The 26,481-nt window shown below is 65.3% G+C and carries 21 protein-coding genes; 7 read left to right on the forward strand and 14 right to left on the reverse strand.

Translation table 11 applies throughout. The annotated features are described in order from the left end of the window. Positions 1-4: 4 nt before the first annotated feature. The 6 genes from LK12_RS15185 to atpD are packed head-to-tail and all read right to left on the reverse strand — an operon-like array spanning position 5 to position 3,371. Positions 5-247: a F0F1 ATP synthase subunit C gene (locus LK12_RS15185; protein WP_039285828.1), complete on the reverse strand. Its 243-nt coding sequence runs from the start codon at positions 245-247 to the stop codon at positions 5-7. Continuing rightward, positions 244-936 carry a F0F1 ATP synthase subunit A gene (locus tag LK12_RS15190; protein WP_039285830.1) on the reverse strand — a complete coding sequence of 231 codons (693 nt, stop codon included), beginning with the start codon at positions 934-936 and terminating at the stop codon, positions 244-246. Before LK12_RS15190 ends, LK12_RS15185 begins: the two co-directional genes overlap by 4 nt. Then, positions 933-1,214, reverse strand: coding sequence for an N-ATPase subunit AtpR (locus LK12_RS15195; RefSeq protein ID WP_052223443.1), 282 nt, complete (start codon positions 1,212-1,214; stop codon positions 933-935). The genes LK12_RS15190 and LK12_RS15195 overlap by 4 nt, the downstream gene beginning before the upstream one ends. Beyond that, the gene (locus tag LK12_RS15200; protein ID WP_039285833.1) at positions 1,211-1,489 is read right to left on the reverse strand and encodes an AtpZ/AtpI family protein; all 279 of its coding nucleotides are present in this window, start codon (positions 1,487-1,489) and stop codon (positions 1,211-1,213) included. Before LK12_RS15200 ends, LK12_RS15195 begins: the two co-directional genes overlap by 4 nt. Next, positions 1,486-1,932 carry a F0F1 ATP synthase subunit epsilon gene (locus LK12_RS15205; RefSeq protein ID WP_039285835.1) on the reverse strand — a complete coding sequence of 149 codons (447 nt, stop codon included), beginning with the start codon at positions 1,930-1,932 and terminating at the stop codon, positions 1,486-1,488. Before LK12_RS15205 ends, LK12_RS15200 begins: the two co-directional genes overlap by 4 nt. Next, on the reverse strand, positions 1,929-3,371 hold the full coding sequence (atpD, locus tag LK12_RS15210; RefSeq protein ID WP_039285838.1) for a F0F1 ATP synthase subunit beta: 1,443 nt from the start codon (positions 3,369-3,371) through the stop codon (positions 1,929-1,931). Before atpD ends, LK12_RS15205 begins: the two co-directional genes overlap by 4 nt. A gap of 141 nt (positions 3,372-3,512) precedes the next feature. Between atpD and ggt the strand changes: the two genes are divergently transcribed. Next, entirely contained in the window at positions 3,513-5,267 is a 1,755-nt protein-coding gene (gene ggt, locus LK12_RS15215; protein WP_156135504.1) for a gamma-glutamyltransferase, read from the forward strand. Between the two features lie 24 nt (positions 5,268-5,291). Here the strand turns inward: ggt and LK12_RS15220 are convergent, their stop codons facing one another. Continuing rightward, entirely contained in the window at positions 5,292-7,379 is a 2,088-nt protein-coding gene (locus tag LK12_RS15220) for a TonB-dependent siderophore receptor (RefSeq protein WP_039285840.1), read from the reverse strand. A 140-nt stretch (positions 7,380-7,519) separates the two neighbouring features. Beyond that, entirely contained in the window at positions 7,520-8,398 is an 879-nt protein-coding gene (locus LK12_RS15225; protein WP_039285842.1) for a LysR family transcriptional regulator, read from the reverse strand. A gap of 98 nt (positions 8,399-8,496) precedes the next feature. On the opposite strand from LK12_RS15225, the gene LK12_RS15230 reads away from it, so the two are divergent. Continuing rightward, complete coding sequence (locus tag LK12_RS15230; protein ID WP_039285844.1) at positions 8,497-10,890, forward strand: arylsulfatase; 2,394 nt, start codon at positions 8,497-8,499, stop codon at positions 10,888-10,890. Positions 10,891-10,957: 67 nt separating this feature from the next. On the opposite strand, the gene fghA is transcribed toward LK12_RS15230, so the two are convergent. Together fghA and LK12_RS15240 are read right to left on the reverse strand one after the other, a co-directional pair. Further along, the gene (gene fghA / locus LK12_RS15235; protein WP_039285847.1) at positions 10,958-11,788 is read right to left on the reverse strand and encodes an S-formylglutathione hydrolase; all 831 of its coding nucleotides are present in this window, start codon (positions 11,786-11,788) and stop codon (positions 10,958-10,960) included. A gap of 91 nt (positions 11,789-11,879) precedes the next feature. Beyond that, positions 11,880-12,992 carry an S-(hydroxymethyl)glutathione dehydrogenase/class III alcohol dehydrogenase gene (locus tag LK12_RS15240; RefSeq protein ID WP_039285850.1) on the reverse strand — a complete coding sequence of 371 codons (1,113 nt, stop codon included), beginning with the start codon at positions 12,990-12,992 and terminating at the stop codon, positions 11,880-11,882. A 97-nt stretch (positions 12,993-13,089) separates the two neighbouring features. Between LK12_RS15240 and LK12_RS15245 the strand changes: the two genes are divergently transcribed. Continuing rightward, a complete protein-coding gene (locus LK12_RS15245) occupies positions 13,090-13,983 on the forward strand; it encodes a LysR family transcriptional regulator (protein WP_039285853.1) in 894 nt (297 codons plus the stop codon). Between the two features lie 13 nt (positions 13,984-13,996). Here LK12_RS15245 and LK12_RS15250 read toward each other — a convergent pair whose 3' ends face one another. From LK12_RS15250 to LK12_RS15270, 4 genes are all read right to left on the reverse strand, one after another. Continuing rightward, positions 13,997-14,782, reverse strand: coding sequence for a glycosyl hydrolase (locus LK12_RS15250; RefSeq protein ID WP_231568380.1), 786 nt, complete (start codon positions 14,780-14,782; stop codon positions 13,997-13,999). A 199-nt stretch (positions 14,783-14,981) separates the two neighbouring features. Beyond that, on the reverse strand, positions 14,982-18,170 hold the full coding sequence (locus LK12_RS15255; protein ID WP_039285855.1) for an error-prone DNA polymerase: 3,189 nt from the start codon (positions 18,168-18,170) through the stop codon (positions 14,982-14,984). Beyond that, complete coding sequence (locus tag LK12_RS15260) at positions 18,167-19,684, reverse strand: Y-family DNA polymerase (RefSeq protein ID WP_456237688.1); 1,518 nt, start codon at positions 19,682-19,684, stop codon at positions 18,167-18,169. Before LK12_RS15260 ends, LK12_RS15255 begins: the two co-directional genes overlap by 4 nt. A 911-nt stretch (positions 19,685-20,595) precedes the next feature. Continuing rightward, positions 20,596-21,909: an MFS transporter gene (locus tag LK12_RS15270; protein WP_039286123.1), complete on the reverse strand. Its 1,314-nt coding sequence runs from the start codon at positions 21,907-21,909 to the stop codon at positions 20,596-20,598. A gap of 220 nt (positions 21,910-22,129) precedes the next feature. Between LK12_RS15270 and cyoA the strand changes: the two genes are divergently transcribed. From cyoA to cyoD, 4 genes are read left to right on the forward strand one after another with little or no spacing between them, the layout of a single operon-like run. Further along, the gene (gene cyoA, locus LK12_RS15275; RefSeq protein WP_039286126.1) at positions 22,130-23,374 is read left to right on the forward strand and encodes a ubiquinol oxidase subunit II; all 1,245 of its coding nucleotides are present in this window, start codon (positions 22,130-22,132) and stop codon (positions 23,372-23,374) included. A gap of 5 nt (positions 23,375-23,379) precedes the next feature. After that, entirely contained in the window at positions 23,380-25,386 is a 2,007-nt protein-coding gene (cyoB, locus tag LK12_RS15280) for a cytochrome o ubiquinol oxidase subunit I (protein ID WP_039285860.1), read from the forward strand. Positions 25,387-25,389: 3 nt separating this feature from the next. Then, positions 25,390-26,040 carry a cytochrome o ubiquinol oxidase subunit III gene (cyoC, locus tag LK12_RS15285; RefSeq protein ID WP_039285864.1) on the forward strand — a complete coding sequence of 217 codons (651 nt, stop codon included), beginning with the start codon at positions 25,390-25,392 and terminating at the stop codon, positions 26,038-26,040. Further along, a complete protein-coding gene (cyoD, locus tag LK12_RS15290; RefSeq protein WP_039285866.1) occupies positions 26,037-26,435 on the forward strand; it encodes a cytochrome o ubiquinol oxidase subunit IV in 399 nt (132 codons plus the stop codon). The genes cyoC and cyoD overlap by 4 nt, the downstream gene beginning before the upstream one ends. Positions 26,436-26,481 lie beyond the last annotated feature (46 nt).

The raw sequence follows: 26,481 nt of genomic DNA on the forward strand, positions 1-26,481 counted from the left end.
GCGCTTACTTCACGAAGGGGTTGGCGAAGAGCACCAGCAGCGCGACCACAAGACAGTAGATCGCCATGGTCTCGATCATCGCCAGACCGACGAAGAGCGTGCGCGAGATCGTGCCGGCCGATTCCGGCTGGCGGGCAATGGCATCGAGCGCGGCGGCCACGGCCCGCCCCTCGCCCAGCCCCGGCCCCAGCGCGCCGAAGGACACGGCGATCGCCGCCGAAAGAATGCTGATTTCCTCAACTGTCATGAAGGACTCCGTTCCTGCGAAGCGGCGTCGCGGCCCTCACTGACCGCGGCGCCGATAAAGACGCAGCCAAGAATGGCGAAGATATAGGCCTGCACCGCGCCGGTCAGCAGATCGAGTGCCATCAACGGGATGGGCACGAGCAGACCGGCCAGCGAGAGCATGATGCCGATCACGAAGACCCCGCTCATCACATTGCCGAACAGGCGGATGATCAGGCTGAAAGTCCGGGTGATCTGCTCGACGAGGTTGAGCGGGATCATGATCCAGGTGGGCTCGGCAAAGGTCTTGAGATAGCCGACGAAGCCGTTCGACCGCACGCCGTGATAGAGCGTTGCCGCAAAGACGAGCAGCGCCAGCGCGGCGTCGGTTTCGAGATGCGCGGTGGGCGGCTCCACACCCGGCAGCATGCCCGACCAGTTGGCGATGAGCACGAAAAGGAAGATGGTTCCGATCAGCACGCGATAGGGTGCCGGGTCCGATTGCACCACTTCTTCGATCTGATGGTCCAGCGCGCCGGTAATCAATTCCATCACCGCCTGCGTGCGTCCGGGCCGCGGCTTCAAGTGGCGGGACAGCAGGAGCGAAAACAGCACCATCACTGCCATGATGACCCAGGTCGCCACGACCGGCTGGGTGATCGGCACCGGGCCGACATAGAACAGAGGCTCGATGACCAACGGCGAGTTCATGGCTCTCTCCGTGTACGCCGCAGGACGACGGCGCGCGCGGCAACGATGCCCAGCGCGCCTGCCAGCAGCGGCATGGCGCCGAGTTGGACCAGCCCGATCAGCGCTGCGACCATGACCGCCATGCGCAGGAGATGCAGCGCCAGCGCCCGGGTCGTGCGGCCGGCAAGGTAGTCCTCGCTCACTGAGGCCAGCGTGCCGAAATGGACGAGGCCCAGCACGAAGCCGCCGACCAGCGCGCCGATCACTTCAAGCCATACGAGAGGTTCGGGAACAGTCACAGCTTTCGATGCATCCAACGCCAGGCCAATGTGAAACCGATCGCCGCCCCTATCATCAGGGCCGGCGCGGAAAAGAAAATTCCGGTGCCGAAGCGGTGGTCGAGCCAGCGCCCCGCAGCCAGCAAGGCGAGCATCGGCAGCACCACCATCCAGCCCAGCACACCGATCTGCGCAAAGCGCGTGCCGAGCGAGGGCTCGGGATCGGCGCGGCCGGCGCGGTCGCGCTCGGACGCCTGCCGCGCGGCCTTGGCCATGGGATCGTGATCGCGCGTCATCCCTCATGCTCCGCCAGGATTTCGCTCAGGCCGTCGTCGCCATCGCGCATGAGGTAGCGCATGAGCTGCCGCACCGCGCGGGCATGGGTCTGCGCCTGCTTGACGCGGGCACAACGCTCGGCGTCTTCCTCGCTGGCGCGGGCCGCCTCGATTTCGGCTTCCAGCGCGTGGAGATCGTCGCCGAGCAGCGCCTTGCGGCAGGCAATCGCAACATGCTCCCCGCCGCTCACGGTCAGCACGCCGCTGCGCACGGCGCAGTAGTGGACGGCGCCTTGATCGTCTTCCCAGCGCACCAGCGAGGATGGCAGCACCGTCAGCAGATCGGCATGGCCGGGGAGCAGGCCGAAGCTGCCGGATTCGTCCATGGCCCGCACCTTGCGCGCCGCCCCGTCGACCACGGCGGTCTCGGGCGTGGCGATGGTGAGGTGCAGCGTCCGGGTCATGCCGTTTGCTTCCCGGCAGCGGCCTGTTCCTTGGCGCGCGCTTCCTCCAGCGTGCCGACCATGAACAGCGAACTCTCGCGCCAGTCGTCGCATTCGCCATCGAGAATAGCGCGGCAGCCGGCGATGGTATCCTCGGGCTTCACCGTCTTGCCCGGCGTTCCGGTGAACGCCTCGGTCACATTGAACGGCTGCGTGAGGAAGCGCTGCAAGCGCCGCGCCCGCTCGACGATCCGGCGGTCATCCGATCCGAGTTCCTCGATTCCCAGCAGCGAGACGACGTCCTGCAGCTCACGATAATGCTCGATAGTCTGGCGCACTTCAGTGGCGACCTTCACATGCTCCTCGCCCAGAATGTCCGGATCGAGCAGGACCGAGGTCGAGGCGATGGGATCGATGGCGGGATACATCCCCTCGGCCGCCATCGAGCGTGACAGCACGATCATCGAATCAACGTGACCGGCAATGGTGGTGACGGCGGGATCGGTGAAATCGTCGGCGGGCACATAGACCGCCTGGATCGCCGTGATCGCCGCACCGCCGACAGAGGCGATGCGCTCCTGCAAGCTGGCTACTTCGCTCGCCAGCGTCGGCTGATAGCCCACCCGCGAGGGGAGCCGGCCGAGCAGACCCGAGACTTCGGCGCCCGCCTGAACGAAGCGGAAAATGTTGTCCATCAGCAGCAGGACGTTCTGGTGCTTTTGATCCCGGAAGTATTCGGCAATGGTCAGCGCGGTCATCGGCACGCGCCAGCGCGCGCCCGGCGGTTCGTTCATCTGGCCATAGACCAGCACGGTGCGCTCGAGCACGCCCGACTCGGTCATGTCGAGCAGCATTTCGTGCCCCTCGCGCGACCGCTCGCCCACGCCCGCAAAGACGGAAATGCCCTGATAGCCGGTGACCATGGCCTGGATCAGTTCCATCACCAGCACCGTCTTGCCGACGCCCGCGCCGCCGAACATCGCCGCCTTGCCGCCGCGCGAGAGCGGGGTCAGCAGGTCGATCACCTTGATGCCGGTGGTGAAGGTATCGATCACGCCCGACTGTTCGGACAAGGCCGGCGGCGCGCGGTGAATCGGCCAGCGGGGCACGTCGTGAGGCAGCGGCTCGCCCTTGTCGCCGAGCGCGCCGGAAACGGTCAGCAGGCGGCCCAGCACCGCGTCGCCCACCGGCGTCGTCAGCGGCTGGCCCATGCTGCGAGCAGTGTCGCCGCGGCGCAGGCCCGCGGTCGGCTCCAGTGCAATGGCACGCACGGTTCGGGTGTCGAGATGCGCCTGAACTTCGGCGAGAATGGCGGTGCCGTCACGCTCGGCAATCGTCACCGCCTCGTCGATGGCGGGCAGCTCACCTTCCGGGAACACGACATCGACCACGGCACCGCGCACGGCCGCCACGGTCCCTTCGGAATGCACTTGTTCGCGTTCTGGCTGACCCACGGGCATTTCCTGTCGTCGCAAGGGGATGGTCGGCCGTGCGCGCCGCCATGTCAACGGTTCGAGTTGCATCTTTCGCATCCGGCAGCGACTGCATTTGGCCATTGGTCCGGGTTGAAATTCCTGCGCAGGCATGGCCTTAAGGCAGCCATGCCCAATTCCCCCCGTAAAACGCCGCTGCGCCGCCTTCTCCTGAGTCTGGGCGCAGCCGCGCTGAGCCTGGCCGCAGTCAGCACCGGCAGCCCGCTTGCCGCACAGCCCCATGCGGAAACCGCCAGTGCGGAAAAACAATCCGGCTTTGCCAAACACGCCATGGTTGCCGCCGCCAACCCGCTGGCGACGCAGGTCGGCGTCGACGTGCTGAAGAAAGGCGGCTCGGCCGTGGATGCCGCGGTTGCCATTCAGGCGGTTCTGGGGCTGGTCGAACCGCAAAGCTCCGGCCTCGGCGGCGGCGCCTTCATGGTCTACTACGATGCCGGGACCGGGAAGGTCACCGCCTACAACGGACGCGAAAAGGCGCCGATGGGGGCGACCGACAAGCTGTTCCTCGGCGACGACGGCAAGCCCCTGCCCTTCTTCGACGCGGTGCTGGGTGGCATTTCCACCGGCGTGCCGGGCGCTGTCGCGATGCTCGACATGGCGCATCACGACCATGGCCGCCTGCCCTGGGCCGAGCTGCTCAAGCCTGCCGAGAAGATGGCCGAGGACGGCTTCATCGTCAGTCCGCGCCTTGCCGGGATGATCCGCATCAAGCAGGCGCCGCAGCCCTCCGCGCCCGACGCCAAGCGCTATTTCACCAAGCCAGACGGCACGCCCTATGCCGCCGGGGACCTTCTCAAGAACCCGGCCTATGCACAGACGCTGAAGCGCATCGGCAAGTTCGGGGCATCGGGGCTGCTGACCGGCCCGGTCGCGCTGGACATCGTGAAACGCGTCCACGAAGGGCCGCGTCCCAGCACGCTGACGCTGGCCGACCTGGCCTCCTATCGTCCCGTCAAGAGCGAGGCGCTGTGCAAGCCTTATCGCATCTATCTCGTCTGCACCCCGCCGGCACCCTCGGGCGGCCCCGGCCTACAGATCGCGCTCGGCATTCTCAACCAGACCGACATCGGCGAGCGAAGCGCCAAGGACGAAAAAGCGTGGTTCGAATTCGCGCAGGCCAGCCGCCTCGCCTATGCCGACCGCGACCGCTACATCGGCGATCCGGATTTCGTGGACGTGCCGATCAAGGGCCTGCTCGATCCGGCTTACCTCGAAAAGCGCGCCGAGCTGATCGGCGATAAGGCCGGGCCGGTGACGTTCGGCATTCCGGAAGGCGCACCGCAGGTCGGGCCGGATGCCACCGCCGAACCGGGCGGCACCAGCCACTTCGTGATCGTCGATGCGCAGGGCAATGTCGTATCAATGACAACGACGGTGGAGAGCATCTTCGGCTCGGGCCGGATGGTCGACGGGTTCTTCCTCAACAACCAGCTTACCGACTTCTCGTTCTCCCCCGCAAACAAGGACGGTACGCCGGCAGCCAATGCCCCCGCCCCCGGCAAGCGCCCCCGCTCGAGCATGGCGCCCGCGATCGTGCTAACCCACGACGGCAAGTTCTACGCGGCCGCCGGATCGCCGGGCGGCAGCTCGATCCAGGCCTACAACCTCAAGGCGCTGGTCGCCCTGCTCGACTGGAAGATGAGCCCGCAGGACGCCGTTTCGCTGCCCAACTTGGTGGCCCGGGGCGACCGCTTCAGCGCCGATCCCTTCCCCGAGCCGATCATGCAGGGCCTCGCCGCCCGCGGCATGCCCTTGTCGACCGCACGCGGCGAGAACTCGGGTCTGCAGGCGGTGATCGTCAAGGATGGCGGCTACGAGGGCGGCGCCGATCCCCGCCGCGAGGGACGCGCCCGCGGCTTCTGAGCCGCGGACACGTCCCCTCCGCAATCAAAAGCTGACGCCGACAGTGCCGCGCACCGTGCGTGGAGCGCTGTAGATCCCCTGAGCCCACTGCAGGCTCTGCCAATACTTGGCATCGCCGACGTTATCGACGTTGACCGCGAGCGAGAGGTTCCGGGTCAGTTGATAGCGCGCCATCAGGTCCACTACGGCATAGGCGTCCTGATAGGCATCGCCATTGGTGATACGGCTCTGGTAGCGAGCCGATGCACCCAGACGCAGCGCCTCGAACGACGGCGGCGAATAGACCGCGCTGAACCGGATCGTGTGGTTGGGAATAAAGGTTCGCGCATCGTTGCCGTCATCGTCCTCCACATCGACGTAGGCATAGCCGCCAGTCACCTGCAGGCCGGGCAGCACCTCACCCGCGACATCGACCTCGACGCCGCGCGAGCTGTTGTTGACGCCCCGGTAGAAGTCCTTGCCGGTCACCGTGCTGAACCCGGCATATTCGGCCACGCCGTCCTGCTCGGTCTTGAACACGGCAACGCTCGCCGTGAGCTTGCCGCCGTTCCACTCGCCCTTGAGCCCGGCCTCGTAGGTCTTGCCTTCGACAGGGTCGAGAATCGCCCCTTGCTCATCCGCCTGGACCTGCGGATTGAAAATCGCGGCATAGCTGGCGTAGGCAGTGAGGTGCCCGGTAAGGTCGAACGTCAGTCCGGCAAATGGCGTGAATGCGGTCTTCTTGAAGTAATTCTCCGTTCCGTAAGACGTGCCCGAACGCTCCATCCGCGTGATCGTGCCCCCGAGCATAACTTTCAGCGGATCGGCAAGCGAGAGCCGCAGCAGGCCGTAGGCCCCATAGATCTTGGTGTTGAAGTCCGCCTCGAGCGAATAGTCGCCGAAATCGGGATAGGGAAACTGGCCTTCGAACGCCTGTTCGGGCGTTAGCGGCAGATAGGTCAGCGACGGGTCACTCGCCTCGTATTCGAATATCTGAGCCTCGCCGTAATTTACCCCCAGAACCAGGTCATGCTCCCGCCCGGCAAAGTTCAGTTTGCCGCTGACATGGGCATCGACCGTCGTTTGACGGTCCTCGTCAATGTAGGCTCCGGGCCAGGAAAACAGACCCTCGCCGGTATCGGGATCCTGGGCACCATAGAGATAGAACAGCTTCGCAGCCTGATCGCGCGCACGGCGGAGCACCGAGATCTTGCCCTGCCAGCCGCTGCCGAAGTCATGCGTGATATCGCCGAACAAGTCCCGGTCGATCGTTTCCCAGCGCGACCAGGGCTGCGCCGTCGTCGTCGAGCGATCGTAGGTGACCATGTTCCCGTCGGCATCCAGGAAAGGCACGCCGCCCCAGGTGACCCCGCGCGGGTCGGAGTTCTGCCAGGAATAGCCCACTGTGGCAGTCGTGTTCGGCCCAAGGTCCGCAGCCAAGATGCCGTAAAGCACCAGACGCGAGTTGTGGTAGAAATCGAGGTGGCTGTCGCCTTCCTCGTAGGCCCCCACGAAGCGGGCGCGCAGACTGCCGTTTTCGGTCAGCGCCGCATTCACGTCGACGTCCCCGCGCACCGTATCGAAGGCGCTGTAGCTGAGGCTGGCATGGCCGCCGGTTTCGGTCCCGGGGCGCTTGCGGACAAAGTTCACCGCCGCCGAGGGATTGCCGGTCAGCGACAACAGGCCGGTCGACCCGCGCACGACTTCCACGCGCTCGAACAGCGCCGTATCGACCGAGCCCGTCTGCAGGCCATAGCTTAGCGGCTGGCCGATCCCGTCGTACTGGAAATTGACGATGTCGAAACCGCGAGCGTTGTAATAGGTCCGGTCGGTCTCGGCGCGTTCGACGTTGACGCCCGGCGTCATCAGCAGGACATCGTTGATGCTGTTGAGGTTGAAGTCCTCGATCTGCGCGCGTGTGACGACGGTCATGGCCTGCGGCGTTTCGCGTACTGACAGGTCGAGACGGGTAGAGGTGGCCTGGCTGCCGATCACATAGTCGTCCGGCAGCGCCCCCGTCACCACGATCTCGCCGCGCTTGGTCTCGCGATCGGCATCGTCCGCCAGGGCTGTCCCGGCGCAAAGGCTGTTGGCAGTCAGCGCGGCTACCGCCGCAGACAGATACCACCCCATTCGCGACGCCCCGATCCGCCCGCATGCCCTCATATCAATCACCATTCACCTCTTTTAATAACGATTCGCATTAGCGTTTAAGCGCGGATAGCGATCGGTGAGGAGATGTCAATGCGAGGGACGAAAATGAGGGGGAGCGTTCAGCCCTGCTGCATGGCGATATCGGCCATGGCCTGGCGTGCCAGATCGGCGATCATGTTGGCCGCCGGGGACCGCGTACGCCCGGCCAGCGTCACGATGCAGATCCGGCTCGGCCCCATGGCAAGCCCTTCAACGTCAAGGACTTTCAGGCTGCCGTCGGCCAGATTGTCCCGCACGAAGGCGGGCGTCGTTATCCAGGTGCAGTCCGACGCGAGGACGGTTTCGCGCAGCACATGGAAGTTGTCGCAAATGAAAGCGCCGGGTTCGGCCGAGCCGCTGGTGTACCTGACGGGCCTTGCTGCCGGATAGGCCGCAAGCTGTTCCGGCGTGACCTTGTCCAGCCGGGCCAGCGGGTGGCCGCCACGCACCACATGCTCCAGGTCCAGGGGCCCGATGTCCTCGATCATGATGCCCGGATGATCGGAGAGCTGCCAGGAGTTGCCGATGATCATCTCGATGGCATCCTCGAACAGGTTGGCGAGGAGATCGCCCGGCGACTTGACCAGAGTAGCCACTTCCAGATGCGGGCTCGCCGTCAGCAGACGGCTGCCCAGTTGGGGAAGCAGGACGCTGGCCAGCAAGGGGCCGATCCCGAAGGCAAAGCGGCCTGCCGCGCCTTCCGAATAGAGACGCACGTTGCGCGTGAACTCATCGGAAGCCCGCAGCATCGGACGCGCCCGCTCCACCACGAACTGCCCGGCTGGCGTAATCGTCACCCCGCCACGCCCGCGATCGAACAGTTTCAGGCCATGCCGGCTTTCGAACGCGGCAATGCTGCGGCTGAGCGCCGGTTGCGTGATGTTCTGCTGTTCGGCGGCGCGCGAGAAGCTGAGCGTATCGGCAACGGCGACGATGTGGCGAAGACGTGTGAGATCCATAGCATGCCCCGATAGCATCAAACTTAGGCTTTTAATGCATTAGACGTCATATTTCTGCCCGCTATCTTCCGCGACGACCTAGCGGGAGAGGAAAGCCAATGGTTCAGCGGACATTTGCGGGTGGGAAAGCCAGCCCCCATAACCGGAAAAATCAGCGCGCATTCAAGCGCCTGAAGATCGCAGCCGTCGGGCTGGCGCTGGGCACCTGCGCTCCCGCCATCGCCCAGGCCGACCGCACCGTGCTGCCGATCCCGCGCGCACCATTCACCGGGACAATCGCCGACAGCGCACTGGATTCCACGCCCTCGCCCTCCGCGCCGGTGCAGGCTCCGCAGGGCGCGCCCAACGTGCTGCTATTCATGTCAGACGACGTCGGCTTCGCCATGGCCAGCGCCTTTGGCGGGCCGGTGCCGACTCCCAATTTCGACCGGCTGGCGCGCGTAGGCGAACGCTTCAACCGCTTCCACACCACCGGCATCTGCTCGCCCAGCCGCGCCGCACTGCTGACCGGGCGCAATCACCACAATGCCGGCGTAGGCTGGCTCAGCGACATTTCGATGGGCTACCCCGGCTACGACGGCCGCATGCAGCGCGACACCGCCACGATCGCACAGATCCTGAAGCTCAACGGCTACAACACCGCGATGTTCGGCAAGCATCACAACGTGCCGGCTGAGGAACGCAGCGAGGCCGGTCCTTTCGATGCCTGGCCGACCGGCCTCGGCTTCGAATACTTCTACGGCTTCCCTTACGGCGACACCGACCAGTATTCGCCCGACCTCTATCGCGGCATAGCCCGCGTCGATCCCGACGAAGGCACCAAAGACGGTCGGGGCAAGCTGCTCGACGAGCGTCTGGCCGACGACATGATCCGCTGGATTCACAACCAGAAAGCAGGCGCGCCCGACAAGCCGTTCCTCGCCTACCTCGCGCCCGGTTCCACCCATGCGCCGCATCAGGTGCCGCCCGAGTGGATCGCCCGCTTCAAGGGCAAGTTCGACCAGGGCTGGGACGTGATGCGCGTCGAGACATGGCGTCGCCAGCTGGCCATGGGGATTATCCCGCAGGGCACCAAGCTGACCCCGCGCCCCGCGGACATTCCGGCCTGGGACACGCTGACACCGCAGGAAAAGGCTTTCCACGCCCGCACCATGGAAGTCGCCGCTGCCCAGCTCGCGTTTCAGGATGCACAGGTCGGGCGCGTGCTCGATGAACTCCAGCGCATGGGTCAGCTCGACAACACGCTGGTGGCCGTCGTCCTCGGCGACAACGGTGCGAGCGGCGAAGCGGGCCCGGAAGGTACCATCGACGAACTGCGCGGCATGGACCGCATTCCCGAGCGCAAGGAATGGATGCTCGCCAACATCGACAAGCTCGGCGGACCGGAAACCTACGAAAACTATTCGGTCGGCTGGGCCTGGGCGATGAACGCGCCGTTCCGCTGGGTAAAGCAATATGCCGACATGCTGGGCGGCATTCGCAACGGCATGATCCTGAGCTGGCCCGGCCATGTAGCGAAGCCCGGCTCGGTCTGCAGCGAGTTCTCGCACCTGATCGACATTGCCCCGACGGTTCTCGATGCCGCCGGCCTGCCGGCACCCAAGGAAGTCTTGGGTACCGCACAAAAGCCGATGGACGGCGAAAGTCTGCTGCCGAGCCTCAAGACCTGCCAGGCCGACAAGCCACGCACGCAGTATTTCGAGATCACCGGCAAGATGGGCCTCTATCACGACGGCTGGTTCCTCAGCGGCGAAGATGGCCGGACATCGTGGACCAACGTTCCGCCGACCGGCCCCAGGCCCAAGATCACCTGGACGCTCTACGATCTCGAAAAGGACTTCTCGCAGTCCACCGACCTCTCGGCCAAGTACCCCGAGCGGCTTGAAGCCATGAAGGCGCTGTTCCGCAAGGAAGCGGAGGAGAACAACGTCTATCCGCTCGATCACCGCTTCGGCATGGCGCGCGCCATGGCGACGATGCATCCCAGCACCCGCAAACACTACGACTTCTGGGGCAAGGACGTATCAATCCCGGCCGTGGGCGGCCCGACGCTGATGGCGCGGCCCTTCACGCTCAAGGCCGATCTCAAGTTGGACAGCGCGCAGGCCTCGGGCGCCGTCGTGGCACTCGGAAGTTGGTTCGGCGGCTGGAGCCTTTACCTCGATCAGGGCCGTCCGGCCTTCGTCTGGGCGCGCTCGACCGATCCGCAGGAGATCTTCAAGGTCGTCTCGGACAAGGCGCTGCCGCAGGGCGATACTTCGCTCACCATGCAGTTCCAGACGATGAAGCCCGGCGGTCCCGCGCAAATCGTGCTGAGTTCGGACGGGCAGGAATATGCGCGGCTCGACGTGCCGGTGAACTACTTCCAGCCCGCCGGCAACGGCGAAACGCTGGATGTGGGCCGCGATCTGGGCGTGCCGGTGATCAAGTACAGCACCCCGCACGGCGAGATCCAAGGCGACGTGCCGCGCGTGACTGTCGACTATCCCTGACGGGTCGCGCCGCCCGGAAGTCGGGACAAAGGGTGGAGCCGGATCAGCCGGTCCGGCTCCATTCCCGTTATTTCAACCGTTCGGCATGCCAGGCCACATGCTCGGCCATGAAGGTGGAAATGAAGTAGTAGGAGTGGTCGTAGCCATCCTGCATGCGGATCGCCGCATGCTGCCCCGCCTTCTCGCAAACGTCCGACAACAGGTAGGTCTTGAGCTGGTCCGCCAGGAAGCCGTCGGCGGTGCCCTGATCGACCAGCAGGTCCGGGACCCGCGCCCCGTCCTCGATCAGCGCGCAGGCATCGTATTCGCGCCATGCCGCACGGTCCGGTCCAATGTATCCGGTCAGCGCCTTGTCGCCCCAGGGACAAGCGAGTGGCGAGACGATCGGCGAAAAGGCGCTGACCGACTTGAACCGCTCAGGATTGCGTAACGCAATGGTCAGCGCACCGTGGCCGCCCATCGAATGGCCGGTGATCCCCTGCCGCTCCATGTCGGCCGGAAACTGCTCGGCGATCAGCGCGGGCAGCTCCTTTTCGATGTAGGACCGCATGCGGAAGTGCTTCGCCCACGGTTCCTGCGTCGCATCGACATAGAAGCCCGCGCCCTTGCCGAAATCGTAGCCTTCATCGTCGGGCACATCGTCGCCGCGCGGGCTGGTGTCCGGCGCCACGAAGATCACGCCATGCTCGGCGCAGGCGGCGCGGAACTCGCCCTTCTCGGTGACGTTGGCGTGCGTGCAGGTGAGCCCCGAAAGATACCAGAGCACCGGCAGCTTCGCGCCTTCCGCATGATCGGGCACGAAGACGGAGAAGGTCATCTCCGTCCCCGTCTCGCTGCTCTGATGCTTGTAGACGCCCTGAACGCCGCCGTGACTGCGATTGGTCGATACTATTTCCATACCGTCTCCGTTCGTGTCGAGCGAAGTCGAGACACGTTAGTACAGTTCCATCGTGTCTCGACTTCGCTCGACACGAACGGGAAGGTGGCGCTTAAAATACCACGACGCTGCGGATCGACTTGCCCTCGTGCATCAGGTCGAAGGCCGTGTTGATCTCTTCCAGCCCCATGACGTGGGTGATCATCGGGTCGATCTGTATCTTGCCCTGCATGTACATGTCGACGATCTTCGGCACGTCGGTACGGCCCTTGGCCCCGCCGAACGCGGTGCCGCGCCAGTTGCGGCCGGTCACGAGCTGGAACGGGCGCGTGGAAATTTCCTTGCCCGCCTCGGCCACGCCGATGATTACCGAAGTGCCCCAGCCGCGGTGGCAGGCTTCGAGCGCGGTGCGCATGACTTCGGTGTTGCCGGTGGCATCGAAAGTGTAGTCCGCGCCGCCATCGGTCATCAGCACGATCTTGGCGACGATATCCTCACGGCTCATGCCCTTGGTGTTTAGGAAATCGGTCATGCCGAACTTGCGGCCCCATTCCTCGCGGTCGGGGTTGATGTCGACGCCGATGATCTTGTTGGCACCGGCAAGGCGCGCGCCCTGGATCACGTTGAGGCCGATGCCGCCGAGGCCGAAGACGACCACGTTGTCGCCCACCTGCACCTTGGCCGTGTTCACCACCGCGCCCACGCCCGTGGTGACGCCGCAGCCGATGTAGCACGATGTCTGGAACGGCGCGTCCTCGCGGATCTTGGCGACGGCGATCTCGGGCAGCACGGTGAAGTTCGAGAAGGTCGAGCAGCCCATGTAGTGGAAGATCGTCTCGCCCTTGTAGCTGAAGCGGCTGGTGCCGTCGGGCATCAGGCCCTGCCCCTGCGTCGCGCGGATCGCGGTGCACAGGTTGGTCTTGCCCGACAGGCACGACTTACACTGGCGGCATTCGGGGGTGTAGAGCGGGATCACGTGATCGTCCGGCTTCACCGATGTTACACCCGGGCCGACCTCGCGCACGATGCCCGCGCCTTCATGGCCCAGGATCGAGGGGAAGATGCCCTCGGAGTCGAATCCGTCCAGCGTGTAGGCGTCGGTGTGGCAGATGCCGGTCGCCATGATTTCGACCAGAACCTCGCCCTCCTTGGGGCCTTCCAGATCGACTTCGACGATTTCCAGCGGCTTCTTGGCTTCGAAAGCGACGGCGGCGCGGGTTTTCATGGGGCAACTCCTGATTTGTTGCGGCCTGTCTATCGCGGGGCGACTGTTGTGATAAAGGCGGAAAATCGCAACTCATTATATCATGTGAGGGACAATCATGAGTTCCTGGGACGGGATTGACGAGTTCGTGGCCGTAGCCACGGCAGGCTCCTTTCGCGGCGGCGCATCGGCGCTGGGCGTATCGACCACGCACATGAGCCGCGCGATCATGCGGCTGGAAGCGCGCATACAGACCCAATTGTTCCATCGCACCACGCGCTCGGTGCGGCTGACCGACACCGGCCGCGTCTTCCTCGAACATTGCCGGCGCATGGTGACCGAGCGCGAGGAGGCCTTCGCCCTCGTCAACGAGAAGGGTGAGCCGCAGGGCGAACTGCGCCTTACTTGCTCCACCGCCATGGGCGAGCGTTTCATCGCCCCGATCCTGCGCCGCTTCGCCCGCGCCTATCCCCGCCTGCAGGTCAACATCGACCTCACCAACCGCGTCGTGGACCTCGTCGCGGAAGGCTACGACATGGCTGTGCGCACCGGGCACCTGCCGGACTCGCGGCTGATCGGCACCCGCATCGCCAGCCGCTCGCTGGTGACCTGCGCCAGCCCGGCCTACCTGAAACGGCGCGGCAGCCCTCAAGCCCTCTCCGATCTCGACGACCACGATTGCCTCGTCGGCAACGCCTCGAGCTGGCGCTTCTGCGTGGACGGTCAGAATCACGCCTACCGCCCGCACAGCCGCTGGCGCTGCAACAGCGGCAGCGCCGTCCTGGAAGCGGCGCTCGACGACATGGGCCTGTGCCAGCTCCCCGATTTCTACGCGCGGCAGGCACTGGCAGAGGGCCGCCTGATCGCGGTGCTCCCTCACCTCCAACCGGCGGACGAACCGATCTGGGCCGTCTATCCGCAGCGGCGGCACCTGCAGCCGAAGATATCCGAACTGGTGGGCATGCTGCGCAAGGAACTGCCGCGGATGCTCGGGATGGGAGGAAAGGCTTGAGGGATGACGGGAGCTACGGCTGATCGACGCCCCTGTCCGGACATTCCATGAATTCCCTCATCTGGAGGCCGATCGCCGATATATGTCCCTGGGCAATCAATCCCGAGTTGAGATTCCAGTCGTCCAGTCCGTCATAGAGGCCGAACCAAGCGTGGCGTTCGACAAAAGGCAGGTCATCCAGCATTTCGGAGCCGTCCCTGAAGAACTGCAGCTGTTCCTCGACGGAATATCGGTCCGGGTCCTTCCAATCGGCCAGGGCCCATTCCGTAATCCAGAGAGGCAGGGCATATTCCTCGTGGATACCGGACAGGCGCCGCTTGAATTCTTCGATATCCGGGTTGGCGGCGTAATAGTGGACGGCAATGAAATCGACACGATAATTTCTTGCCCTGGCCGCCTGCATGAATTCACCGAGCCAGCTTTCCGGTCCAATCTCGTTGCCGGTTGAAACCGCAGGAGAACCTAACCGCTTGTGGCTTGCCATCAGGGTCGGCCAGTATGCCAGGGCCAGTTCGACCGGCATGTTTGCCTGGTCCGACTTGTCTGGCTCGTTGAATGTCAGAAGCGTGTCGCCCTTCGCCGATTGGGAGGCGGGCAGCTCGCGCCCCGACCATATCATCGGCACGAAACCGTCCTCGGTGGCCGCGCTCGACGCGCGCCAGTTGTAGTGCCAGCTCAGGTCCAACCTTCGAATGTCTTCCGCCAGTTGCGCATCGCCATATATCGGCCAGACGCCGGCGCCGATCTTGTCGGCATGATCAATGCCGCAGGCATCCTGTGCCGCGGCCTGTGCGGACATCACGCAGGCAGACAATCCGATCGCAAAAAGGCGCGCTTGCGCCGCCAGGATTCGTAATCGGCTGCCAAACATTCTTCAAAATCCCCACGGGACGCACCAGCAGACACACCATGATGAACTGTAGGCACGCGTGCTGTTCGTTCAATGCGAATATGCCGTGAACCGGAAACGCAATCCGTTTGGTTCCGATGCCCTTCCCCTAATGAAAATCCCGCGATCGCGGCAGGATTCGCACGTCGCGCGGGTGGAATGAACGCGGGGCTGCAGCGGGCGGGCCATCCTTCATGTCCACCGGCAGGGTTCCGTCCAACTGTCCGAGCAGGGCCGAGCGGTCCGTCACGCGTTTCGCCATCAGGTGCACCACGCCTTCCTTACTGCGCTGGACCTCGCCGGCGATCTCGGCGAGCCGGGCGGCCATGACCGGGCGGCGCTGCTGCTCGAAGTCGCGGGCCCAGAGCAGCGCATTGACCACGCCGGTCTCATCCTCGATGGTGATGAACACGGCATTGCCCTTGCCCGGACGCTGGCGCACCAGCACCACGCCCGCGCAGCGCACCCGCGCCCCGTCCTTCGCGGCGTTGACCTCGGCGCAGCTCAGCACGCCCTCTCCCGCGAACTGGCCGCGCAGGAACTGCATGGGATGGCCTTTGAGCGAAAGACGGTGCGTCTGGTAGTCGGCAACGACTTCCTCCGACAGCGGCATCGCGGGCAGCGCGGGATCGGGTTCTGCACCGAGTTCGGGGGCTTCCATCGCTTCGAACAGCGAGAGCTGTTTGGGCGGCAGGCGGCGAACGTCCCATCCGGCCTGGCGGCGGCTCTGCCCCAGCGACTCCAGCGCATCGGCATCGGCCAGCAGGGTCATGGCTCGCGAAGGCAGGCCGGCGCGGGCGGCGAGATCCTGAATGTCCACGAAGGCTCTTGTGCCGCGCGCCTTCTCCAGAGCCTCCGCCCACTCCTGACGAAATCCGCCGATCTGGCGCAAGCCGAGACGCAGGATGCGCTCGCCTTCCAGCGTGCTGTCCCACTGGCTGGCACCGACATCAATGGAGCGGACCTCCACGCCATGCGCACGGGCGTCCTGCACCAGTTGCGAGGGTGCGTAGAACCCCATGGGCTGGCTGTTGAGCAGCGCACAGGCGAACACCGCCGGATAGTGGCATTTCAGCCAGCTCGAGACATAGGCCAGCCAGCCGAACGCCTGCGCATGGCTTTCGGGAAAACCATAGTCGCCGAAGCCCTTGATCTGTTCGAAGCAACGTTCGGCGAAATCGCGCTGATAGCCGCGCCGGACCATGCCCTCGATCAGCTTGTCCTGATAATGGGGCATTGTCCCGTGACGCCGGAACGTTGCCATCGCGCGGCGCAGCCCATCGGCCTCCTCCGGGGTGAATTCGGCCGCGACAATGGCCAGCTTCATCGCCTGTTCCTGAAACAGCGGCACGCCCAGCGTCCGCCCCAGCACCGCGCGCAGTTCGTCGGGATTGTCCGGCGGACCGGGAAATTCCACCAACTCCTCGCCATTGCGGCGGCGCAGATAGGGATGGACCATGCCCCCCTGGATCGGCCCCGGCCGCACGATCGCAACCTGGATTACCAGATCGTAAAGCTCTTTCGGCTTCATGCGCGGCAGCATCGACATCTGCGCGCGGCTTTCCACCTGGAACGTGCCCATGCTGTCGGCCTTCTGGAGCATGCGATAGGTGGCCGCATCCTCGCGCGGAGTGGTGGCGAGCGTGTAATCGCCCAACCCATGCGTGCGCATCAGGTCGAAGCTCTTGCGGATGCAGGTCAGCATGCCGAGCGCCAGCACATCGACCTTCATCAGCCCCAGCGCATCGATGTCATCCTTGTCCCATTCGATGAAAGTGCGGTCGGGCATGGCCGCGTTATGGATCGGCACCAGTTCGTCGAGCCGCCCTTCGGTGAGCACGAAACCGCCGACGTGCTGCGAGAGGTGCCGGGGAAATTCGAGCAGGCTGCCCACCAGATCGCGCAGCCGGGCGAGTTCGGGATTGGCGGGATCGAAGCCGGCTTCGGTGAGGCGCTGTTCGGGCAGTTCATCCTTGCTCCAGCTGCCCCAGATCGTGCCCGAGAGGCGCGCGGTCACATCGTCGGTCATCCCCAGCGCCTTGCCCACTTCGCGGATCGCGCTGCGCTGACGGTAGTGGATCACGGTGGCAGCGATCCCGGCACGCTCGCGGCCATAGCGCCGGTAGATGTACTGCATCACCTCCTCGCGCCGCTCATGCTCGAAATCGACGTCGATGTCGGGCGGCTCGTCACGCGCTTCGGAGAGGAAGCGGGTGAACAGCAATTGCTGCTCGACCGGATCGATCGGGGTAATGCCGAGGAAATAGCAGACCAGCGAATTGGCCGCACTGCCGCGCCCCTGACACAGGATCGGCGGATCGAGTGAGCGCGCATAGGCGACGATATCGTGCACGGTGAGAAAGTAGGGCGCGTAGCGTTTCTCGCGGATCAGGCGGTATTCCTCCTCCAGCGTACGGGCGTAGGCCTCGGGCAAGCCATCGGGGAAGTGCTCACGCGCATTGCGGTCGACCAGATGCTCGAGCCAGCCTTGCGGGGTGTGGCCGGGCGGCACCGGCTCGTGCGGGTATTCGTAGCGCAGATCGTCGAGCGTGAAGGTGATCGCAGCGAACAGATCGGCGCCTGCCGCCAGCGCTGCCGGACAGCGGGCGAACAGGCGCGCCATTTCGGCAGGCGGCTTGAGGTAGCGCTCGCCATTGGCCGCGAGCTTGCGGCCTGCGGCCTGCACGTTGGTCCCCTCGCGGATGCAGGTCATCACATCGTGAAGAGCCCGGCACTCGCGCCCGGCATAGAGCGCATCGTTGGTAGCGATCAGCGGCACGCCCGCCTGAGCCGATAGTGTCCTACGCCGCTCCAGTTCGCGCGCATCGCGCCCGCCGCGCGGCATCGTCGCGGCCAGCCACAGGTGCGGGGTGGCCGCCTTGAGACTGGCGAGCAGGTCCGGCGTGCCGTCCATGGCAATCAGTGCCAGCCCTTCGGCATGATCCAGCAGGTCGGGCAGGTTCAGCAGGCACTCGCCCTTCTCCGCGCGGCGGTTGCCCAGCGTGAGCAGGCGCGTGAGCCGCCCCCACCCGGCGCGATCGACGGGATAGGCAACCACATCCGGCGTCCCGTCCGCGAAAACCAGCCGCGCGCCGGTGAGCAGACGAAAGCCGCTGTCGCGCACGCCCGGCTCCTTCCAGGCGACATGCGCGCGCACCACGCCGGCCACGGTATTGCGGTCGGCAATGCCGATGCCCGCCATGCCCAGCGCATGGGCGCGCGCCACCATCTCGCCGGGATGCGAGGCGCCGCGCAGAAAGCTGTAGGCGGTGGCCGCGACGGGCTCGGCGAAGATCATGCGAACAGGCCGTGCAGGTACCAGCGCGGATTGCCCGCCTCGTCGTAAAGGCCGTGACGAAAGACCCAGTAACGCGCGCCTTCCTCGTCCTCGACACGGTAGTAGTCGCGCGTGAGCCCGGCCTCGCCCGGAACGTGACCATCGGGCTTGCGCCACCATTCGGCGGCGATCCGCTCGGGCCCTTCGGCGAGGACAAGCCGGTGCATGCGCCCGCGCCAGTGCAGCCGGTGCGGCGGGCCGTCGGGGACGCTGGCCATGGCCGTGATCGGCTGCGGAGGATCGAGCAGGAACAGCGGCCGGGGCTGCGAGGGCGGCTCGTTCCATGGCTTCGGCCGGGCGCGTAGGGCCGGCAGATGGCGCTGCGCCGCCTCGGGCCGATGGGTATCGCGCGCGGCAAGGCGCAGGACGCCGCCCTCCCCGAAGCGGGTCGTCAGCCGGTCGATCAGCACGGCAAGGCCCTCCGCCTCGGCAGAGGCCTTCCCGGCGATGTCCGGCTGAACCGGATCGAGGGGATCGGCCCGCGTCACGCCAAGCACCACAGCGTCGAATCCAAAACCCGGATCGAGCGGGTCGGACAGGGCCTCGATCCGCTCGCGGAACAGCCGCACGATCCGCGCCGGATCGCGGCTCGGGAGACTCGTATCCACCGCCAGCCGCCGCCGCGCGCCATCGGTACGCTCCAGCCTGACGACGAAACGCCTGCCGCCCAGACGCCGCTCCTCCATTTGCCGCGACAGGTCCGCCAGCAGGATCTCGATCACATCGAGCACGTCCTCGGTGCGCCCGATCGGTTCGGGAAAGCGGACTTGCGCGCGCAGCCGGACGGGTGGGCGCTGCGGCGTCAGCGGCACATCTCTTTCGCCGAGCACCGCCATCAGCCGCGTCACTGCCTCCTCGCCGAAGCGCGCTGCCAGTGCCGCCATCGACCGGGCCGCGAGGTCGCCCAACGTGACCAGCCCCGCCCGGCGCAGCCCCGAAAGCACATCCTCCGACAGTTCGAGCGCGGCAATCGGCAGGGCGCGGACATCGCCCTCACCGCTTCCAAACCGCGCCAGCGCGCGTGCCGCAGCGGCATGATCCGCAAAGGCATGGCGCGCGGTGAAGCCGGCTTCGGCAATGGCCTGCCGCGCCAGTTCCGCCTCGCCGCCGAACAGGTGCGCGCAGGCGGTGATGTCGAGCATCACGCCGTGGGGCGGATCGGACGCGGCCATGGGAGTGAAGCGCACCATGCGCGCGGTCAGCCGCTCAAGCGTGTGCGTATCGGCCTGTTCGTCGTGCGGCAGGCTCTCCAGCTCCGGGCAGCGCGCCCGTGCGTCGGCCAGGGTCATTCCCGGGGAAAGGCCCAGCCGGGCTGCCTGCGCGTCCACGGCCGAGAGGCGCAGCGCGTTGCCCGACCGCGCCACGAGCGCCAAAGGCGTGGAGCACGAGCGCCCGGCCTCCCGGCGCACCCGCTCGCACGGGAGCCACGGGAACCACAGCGCCAGATACCGGCGCGGCATCGACGCGTTCTGCATGGAAGTATCCTCCGTTCTCGTCTCCCCATTCGAGCCGCCAGCACATCCCCGCAGGGCCGCCGCGCCGGCGGGACAGTTCCACTTCGATGGCAGGCGAACCCGGCGCATCGGCGAGCAGCGGGACGGACCGCGCAGGACGCACATTCCAGCGGCTGTGCGCCGCACTGGAACGGGGCACGGCATCGCCGCGCAGGACAATCACCGGGGTGCCGGATTTCTCGGCAGCTAGCACCAGTCGGCGACTTGCGGTAAGGTCGTAGCGCGGCAGATTGCCCCAGGTCTCCAGCACGACCGCGCCCAGCCCGCCGCAGCGCGCGGCATCGAGCCCCGCCTGCAGAAGCGCGGCCTCGTCCCTCGTTTCGACGAGCAGCAGCCGAGCCGGATCGACGCCCAGCGCCTGAAGCCCTTCCCCGTAAAGCTGCACACGCATCGCTGCGCGGCGTGGACAGCGGGCGAGCACGATAGGCTTTCCCCCGGCGCGGTCTATCGTGCCCAGCGCAAAGCCCATCGCTGCCGCAAGCGCTGTGGCATCGGCATGGATCTCGTGCAGCAGCCCCCGGGCAGGCCAGGGAAAGCCGGACTCGTCGATTTCAGGCGCGCAAGGCGCCTTCAGGCAGGTGTCGCTCTGGTCCGCAAGCATGGTGGAACATATCTCGAATCACTTCAATGTTCCTATTATGTTCTATCGGTGACCATCCTGTCCATGGCCGAAGAAAAATGCAGAGCGACATCCTGTGCGGTGGAAACGAAGTTCGCCCCACAATCCGTCGCCCCCGCGAAGGCGGGGGGCCCGCTGCTCTTCCTTACCCTGTACGGCTAGAAGCGGGATCCCCGCCTTCGCGGGGATGACGTGGAATAGGAATGCGTATGTCGGATTCGGTTGGCTAGGCGGTCTTGATTCAGATGTTGCCCTACTTGCGACCGGCAAGTTCGGTGTTGAGCCAGAGCGCGATCAGTGTCGCCAGTGCGCCGGAGAGCAGATAGGCGCCCGAGGCGATCAAGCCGAAGTTTACCGAGAGCAGCAGTGCGGCGAGCGGCGCAAAGCCGGCGCCCAGCAGCCAGGACAAGTCGCTGGTGAACGCCGAGCCGGTGTAACGGTGCTCGGTCGCGAAACCGGACGCGACGACGCCTGAGGACTGCCCGAAGGCCAGCCCCAGCAGCACGAAGCCGACGACCATGAACACGATCTCGCCCACCGTCCCGGCATCGAGAAGCTGCGGCGCAAAGCCGGAGAACACGGCGATGCCGACCGCGCAGGCGCCGAGAAGACGGCGGCGGCCGAAGGCATCGGCAAGCCGGCCCGAGGCCACCACCGCGACGACACCAAAAGCCGCCGCGACCACCTCGATCAGCAGAAAGCTCGTCGGCGTCTCGCGCGTGAAGAGATAGACCCACGAGAGCGGAAACACCGTCACCATGTGGAACAGCGCGAAGCTCGCCAGCGGAGCGAAAGCGCCGATCACGATGGTTCGCCATTCGGTGCGTATCGTCGACGAGACGCTGACCGGCTGCAGGTCGCGTGTGCGGAACAGGTGCTCGAACTCCGCGGTGACGACGATGCGCAGGCGGGCGAAGAGCGCCACGACGTTGATCGCGAAAGCCACGAAGAAGGGATAGCGCCAGCCCCAATCGAGGAAGTCGGCAGCCGAAAGCGATGTGACCATGAACGCGAAGAGCAGGCTGGCGACGATCAGCCCGAAGGGCGCGCCGAGTTGGGGTATCATCGCATACCAGCCGCGTTTGTCCTCGGGCGCATTCAGCGCGAGCAGCGAGGCAAGGCCGTCCCAGGTACCGCCGAGCGCGAAGCCCTGCCCCAGCCGCAGCAACGCGAGCAGCCAGATCGAGGTCGTGCCCGCATCGGCATAGGAGGGCAGGAAGGCAATGGCCGCCGTCGACCCGCCCAGCATGAACAGCGCGATCGTCAGCTTGGTGCCGCGGCCATAGGCGCGGTCGATGGCCATGAAGACGAGCGAGCCGAAAGGCCGGGCGATGAAGGCCAGCGAGAAGATCGCAAATGACCACAGCGTCCCGGTCAGCGCATCGACGAAGGGGAAGAACAGCTGCGGAAACACCAGCACCGATGCGATGGCATAGACGAAGAAATCGAAGAATTCCGAGGTTCGGCCAATGATCACGCCGATGGCGATCTCGGCCGGGGACACCTGATGGTGCTCCTTGAAGATCGGTAGCCCCAGGGCTTCTCGTGTGGGCGTGGTGCTGGTCATCTCGATCTCGCGGCTTTCGTGTCTGCACCCACCGCTGGAGACCGCAATCTTGAGCATCCGGCAACGGGCGAATCAATGCCGGGCGCGCAAACGCCCGTCCTTTACTGGTTCGCCCTATCGTCATTGATCGCGATCAAGGGGATTGGACAAAATGTCCTATGTTCGCGTTCGCAGCATCGGCCTAGGCGCCCCTTTCATGTGCTCCACCGAGTCCCACGAGATGCCGCGCCCCCCCCTTCATCCCCCCGGCGCGGCTAACCCCGCCCGTCCGACAGTGCGCATCCTTGCCGCCCTGGCACTGTCGGGCGGGCTTTCAGCCTGCAACACGGTCGTTCTCAATCCGGCCGGCGATGTCGCACAGCAACAGGGCGACCTCGTTGTCATGTCGACGATCCTGATGCTGATCATCATCCTGCCAGTCATGGCGCTGACGGTGTTCTTCGCCTGGAAGTACCGCGCCTCGAACAAGGATGCAGACTACCAGCCCGACTGGGATCATTCGACGCAGCTCGAACTCGTCATCTGGGCCGCCCCGCTGCTGATCATCATCTGCCTGGGCGCGCTGACATGGGTGGGCACGCACCTGCTCGATCCCTACCGCACCATCGGCCGCATCGATGCGAAAACACCCGTCGCGCACGATGCCGCGCCGCTGCAGGTCGAAGTGGTCGCGCTCGACTGGAAATGGCTGTTCATCTACCCCGAACAGGGCATTGCCACGGTTAACGAACTGGTCGTGCCGCAGGGCCGGCCGCTGCAGTTCAAGATCACCGCATCAAGCGTGATGAACTCGTTCTTCGTGCCCGCCATGGCCGGCCAGATCTACGCGATGCCGGGCATGGAAACGCGCCTGCACGCGGTGATGAACCGGACCGGCGAGTTCACCGGCTTTTCGGCAAACTACAGCGGCGCCGGCTTCTCCAACATGCGTTTCGCCACCCGGTCGGTGACCGACGCGGACTTCACCAAGTGGGTGAGCGGCGTGAAGTCCGGCAGCCGGAACAATGCGGGCGCGCTCGACCGCGCGACCTATCTCAAGCTCGAAAAGCCGAGCGAGAAGGTCCCCGTCATCCACTACGCATCGGTATCGCCCGACCTCTACGGCGCCATCCTCGACATGTGCGTCGAGCCCGGCAAGATGTGCATGAGCGAGATGATGGCGCTCGATGCGCAGGGCGGGCTCGGCAAGGCCGGCATCCGCAACGTCGAGATGCTCGCCTACGACAAGTACGGGCGCGAGGCTTCGGCCAAGGCCAATGCCAACCCCGATGCCGCCGCGCAGCGTGAACTCGCCTGGGTGCGCGCGCTGTGCAAGCAGGAGCCCGGCCAGGCTCCCGACAATACCGTCAAAGCCCCCGCCAACCCGCAATCGCTGACCGGCGCCGGCCTTTCCGCCCCGCAATCCGTCGCCTGGGATCAGGGCGCGGACACGACGGCGCACCTCTCCCTGACTTCGCGGAACTGACTAGCATGGAAGCCGTAGTTCATAATCACTGGAGCCCCTTGCTCGGCCGCCTCTGGTGGGATGCCATTCCTACCGAGCCCATCGTCCTCGTCACCTTCGTGATCGTGGCGATCGGCGCTGCCGCCGTGCTCGGCGCGCTGACCTATTTCCGGCTCTGGGGTTATCTCTGGAAGGAGTGGTTCACCAGCGTGGACCACAAGAAGATTGGCATCATGTACATGGTGCTAGGCCTCATCATGTTCGCGCGTGGCTTTGCCGATGCTATCATGATGCGCCTGCAGCAGGCGATGGCCTTCGGCGGAAACGAGGGATACCTCAACGCCCACCACTACGACCAGATCTTCACCGCCCACGGCGTGATCATGATCTTCTTCGCCGCGATGCCCTTCGTTACCGGCCTGATGAACTATGTCGTGCCGCTGCAGATCGGCGCGCGCGACGTCAGCTTTCCGTTCCTCAACAACTTCAGCTTCTGGATGACCGCCTCGGGCGCGGCGCTGGTGATGACCTCGCTGTTCCTCGGCGAATTCGGCCAGACCGGCTGGCTGGCCTATCCGCCGCTGTCGAACCTCGCCTACAGTCCGTGGGTCGGCGTCGATTACTGGATATGGTCTCTGCAGGTCGCGGGCGTCGGTACGCTGCTCTCGGGCGTCAACCTGATCGCGACCATCGTCAAGATGCGCGCGCCGGGCATGACAATGATGCGCATGCCGGTCTTCACCTGGACTGCGCTGTGCACCAACATCCTGATCGTCGCCGCCTTCCCGGTGCTGACGGCGGTGCTGTGCATGCTCTCGCTCGACCGCTACCTGGGCTTCGACTTCTTCACGAACGACTTCGGCGGCAACGCCATGATGTACGTGAACCTGATCTGGATCTGGGGCCACCCCGAGGTCTACATCCTGATCCTGCCGCTGTTCGGCGTTTTCTCCGAAGTGACCGCCACGTTCTCGGGCAAGCGCCTGTTCGGCTACACCTCGATGGTCTACGCGACGATGGTCATCACCATCCTGTCGTATATCGTGTGGCTGCACCACTTCTTCACGATGGGGTCGGGCGCCAGCGTCAATTCGTTCTTCGGGATCACTACCATGGTCATCTCGATCCCGACCGGCGCGAAGCTCTTCAACTGGCTGTTCACGATGTACCGCGGCCGCATCCGCTTCGAACTGCCGATGATGTGGACGGTGGCCTTCATGCTCACTTTCACCATCGGCGGCATGACGGGCGTCCTGCTGGCCGTGCCGCCTGCCGACTTCGTGCTGCACAACTCGCTGTTCCTGATCGCCCACTTCCACAACGTGATCATCGGCGGCGTGGTGTTCGGCACTTTCGCAGGCATCAACTACTGGTGGCCCAAGGCCTTCGGCTACAAGCTCGATCCGTTCTGGGGCAAGGTCAGCTTCTGGAGCTGGGTGGTCGGCTTCTACCTCGCCTTCATGCCGCTCTATGTGCTCGGCCTGATGGGCGTGACCCGCCGCATGCGCGTGTTCGACGATCCCAGCCTGCAGATCTGGTTCGTGATCGCCGCCATCGGCGCCGTACTGATCGCCGTCGGTATCGCGGCCATGTTCGTCCAGTTCGGCGTTTCGATCATGAAGCGCGACCAGCTTCGCGACGAGACCGGCGATCCCTGGGGCGGCCGCACGCTCGAGTGGTCGACCAGCTCGCCGCCGCCCGCCTACAACTTCGCGGTTACCCCGATCGTCCATGACATCGATGCCTGGGAAGACATGAAGCGGTGCGGCGTGCAGCGCCCGACCAGCGGCTTCCGGCCGATCCACATGCCGAAGAACACTGCCACCGGCGTGGTGCTGGCGGGCCTCTCGGCAGTGCTCGGCTTCGCGATGATCTGGTACATCTGGTGGCTGGCCGCCGCCGCCTTCGCCGGCATCCTCGGCTACGCCATCGCCCATACCTTCAACTACAAGCGCGACTATCACATCCCGGCCGAGACCGTGGTGGAGACCGAGGACGCGCGCACGCGCCAGTTGGCCGCGGCGGGAGCCTGAACCATGAGCGCCACCACTCTCGACGCAACGACGCCGAAGGCGAGCCCCGAGCAGATCACCGCCGCGTTCTATGACCTGAACGAGCACGATCATCCCGAAGGCGGCAGCACCATGCTGGGCTTCTGGATCTACCTGATGAGCGACTGCCTCATCTTCGCGATGCTGTTCGCCGCCTATGGCGTGCTCGGCGGAAACTATGCCGCCGGGCCCGGCCCCAAGGACCTGTTCGAGCTCCCGCTGGTTGCGGTGAACACGGCGATGCTGCTGTTTTCCTCGATCACCTATGGCTTCGCGATGCTGGCGATGGCGAAGAACCGCAGGGGCGCGACCCAGGCCTGGCTGCTCGTCACCGCGCTGTTCGGCATGGCCTTCATCGGGATCGAGCTGCACGAGTTCGCCGGCCTGATCCACGAAGGCGCCACGCCGATGCGCAGCGGCTTTCTGACCGCGTTCTTCTCGCTGGTCGGCACCCACGGCCTGCACGTGACCTTCGGTCTGATCTGGCTGTTCACGCTGGTCGTGCAGATCGGGGCCAAGGGCCTGATCCCGGCCAACCAGCGCCGCCTCATGTGCCTTTCGCTGTTCTGGCACTTCCTCGACGTCATCTGGATCGGCGTCTTCACCTTCGTCTACCTGATGGGAATGCTGAGATGAGCGCCGCTGACCACCACGCCCACCCCAATCCGCACGCCGACGGGCATCACGACGATCACGAAGGCAGCCACGGCTCGCTGCGCGATTACCTGATCGGCTTCATCCTCTCGGCCGTGCTCACCGCCATCCCGTTCTGGCTGGTGATGAGCGGCGCGATTGCCGACAAACAGGCGACCGCGCTGGTCATCATGGCTTTCGCCGTGGTGCAGATCGTGGTCCACATGATTTACTTCCTGCACATGAACACCAAGTCGGAGAACGGCTGGACGGTCATGGCGCTGATCTTCACGATCATCATTGTCGTGATCGCGCTCTCGGGCTCGCTATGGGTGATGTACCACCTCAACCACAACATGATGCCGATGATGAGCCACGATATGGGGCAGGTGCCCTGATCCCCCCGGCGGGAGAAGCGGACCACACACGCCCGGGGCACCCTGC

It is taken from the genome of Novosphingobium malaysiense, from assembly GCF_000802225.1.
GTDB lineage: Bacteria > Pseudomonadota > Alphaproteobacteria > Sphingomonadales > Sphingomonadaceae > Novosphingobium > Novosphingobium malaysiense.

Bases quoted from the DNA above. Each gene is read 5' to 3' on its own strand.
- LK12_RS15220 (WP_039285840.1), bottom strand. From the start codon at position 7,379: ATGGGGTGGTATCTGTCTGCGGCGGTAGCCGCGCTGACTGCCAACAGC.
- LK12_RS15245 (WP_039285853.1), top strand. From the start codon at position 13,090: ATGAGTTCCTGGGACGGGATTGACGAGTTCGTGGCCGTAGCCACGGCA.
- cyoB (WP_039285860.1), top strand. From the start codon at position 23,380: ATGGAAGCCGTAGTTCATAATCACTGGAGCCCCTTGCTCGGCCGCCTC.
- LK12_RS15250 (WP_231568380.1), bottom strand. From the start codon at position 14,782: ATGTCCGCACAGGCCGCGGCACAGGATGCCTGCGGCATTGATCATGCC.
- LK12_RS15200 (WP_039285833.1), bottom strand. From the start codon at position 1,489: ATGACGCGCGATCACGATCCCATGGCCAAGGCCGCGCGGCAGGCGTCC.
- LK12_RS15255 (WP_039285855.1), bottom strand. From the start codon at position 18,170: ATGATCTTCGCCGAGCCCGTCGCGGCCACCGCCTACAGCTTTCTGCGC.
- cyoA (WP_039286126.1), top strand. From the start codon at position 22,130: ATGCCGCGCCCCCCCCTTCATCCCCCCGGCGCGGCTAACCCCGCCCGT.
- LK12_RS15230 (WP_039285844.1), top strand. From the start codon at position 8,497: ATGGTTCAGCGGACATTTGCGGGTGGGAAAGCCAGCCCCCATAACCGG.
- LK12_RS15185 (WP_039285828.1), bottom strand. From the start codon at position 247: ATGACAGTTGAGGAAATCAGCATTCTTTCGGCGGCGATCGCCGTGTCC.
- LK12_RS15260 (WP_456237688.1), bottom strand. From the start codon at position 19,684: ATGCAGAACGCGTCGATGCCGCGCCGGTATCTGGCGCTGTGGTTCCCG.
- LK12_RS15270 (WP_039286123.1), bottom strand. From the start codon at position 21,909: ATGACCAGCACCACGCCCACACGAGAAGCCCTGGGGCTACCGATCTTC.
- ggt (WP_156135504.1), top strand. From the start codon at position 3,513: ATGCCCAATTCCCCCCGTAAAACGCCGCTGCGCCGCCTTCTCCTGAGT.
- LK12_RS15190 (WP_039285830.1), bottom strand. From the start codon at position 936: ATGAACTCGCCGTTGGTCATCGAGCCTCTGTTCTATGTCGGCCCGGTG.
- atpD (WP_039285838.1), bottom strand. From the start codon at position 3,371: ATGCCCGTGGGTCAGCCAGAACGCGAACAAGTGCATTCCGAAGGGACC.
- fghA (WP_039285847.1), bottom strand. From the start codon at position 11,788: ATGGAAATAGTATCGACCAATCGCAGTCACGGCGGCGTTCAGGGCGTC.
- cyoC (WP_039285864.1), top strand. From the start codon at position 25,390: ATGAGCGCCACCACTCTCGACGCAACGACGCCGAAGGCGAGCCCCGAG.
- LK12_RS15240 (WP_039285850.1), bottom strand. From the start codon at position 12,992: ATGAAAACCCGCGCCGCCGTCGCTTTCGAAGCCAAGAAGCCGCTGGAA.
- cyoD (WP_039285866.1), top strand. From the start codon at position 26,037: ATGAGCGCCGCTGACCACCACGCCCACCCCAATCCGCACGCCGACGGG.
- LK12_RS15225 (WP_039285842.1), bottom strand. From the start codon at position 8,398: ATGGATCTCACACGTCTTCGCCACATCGTCGCCGTTGCCGATACGCTC.
- LK12_RS15205 (WP_039285835.1), bottom strand. From the start codon at position 1,932: ATGACCCGGACGCTGCACCTCACCATCGCCACGCCCGAGACCGCCGTG.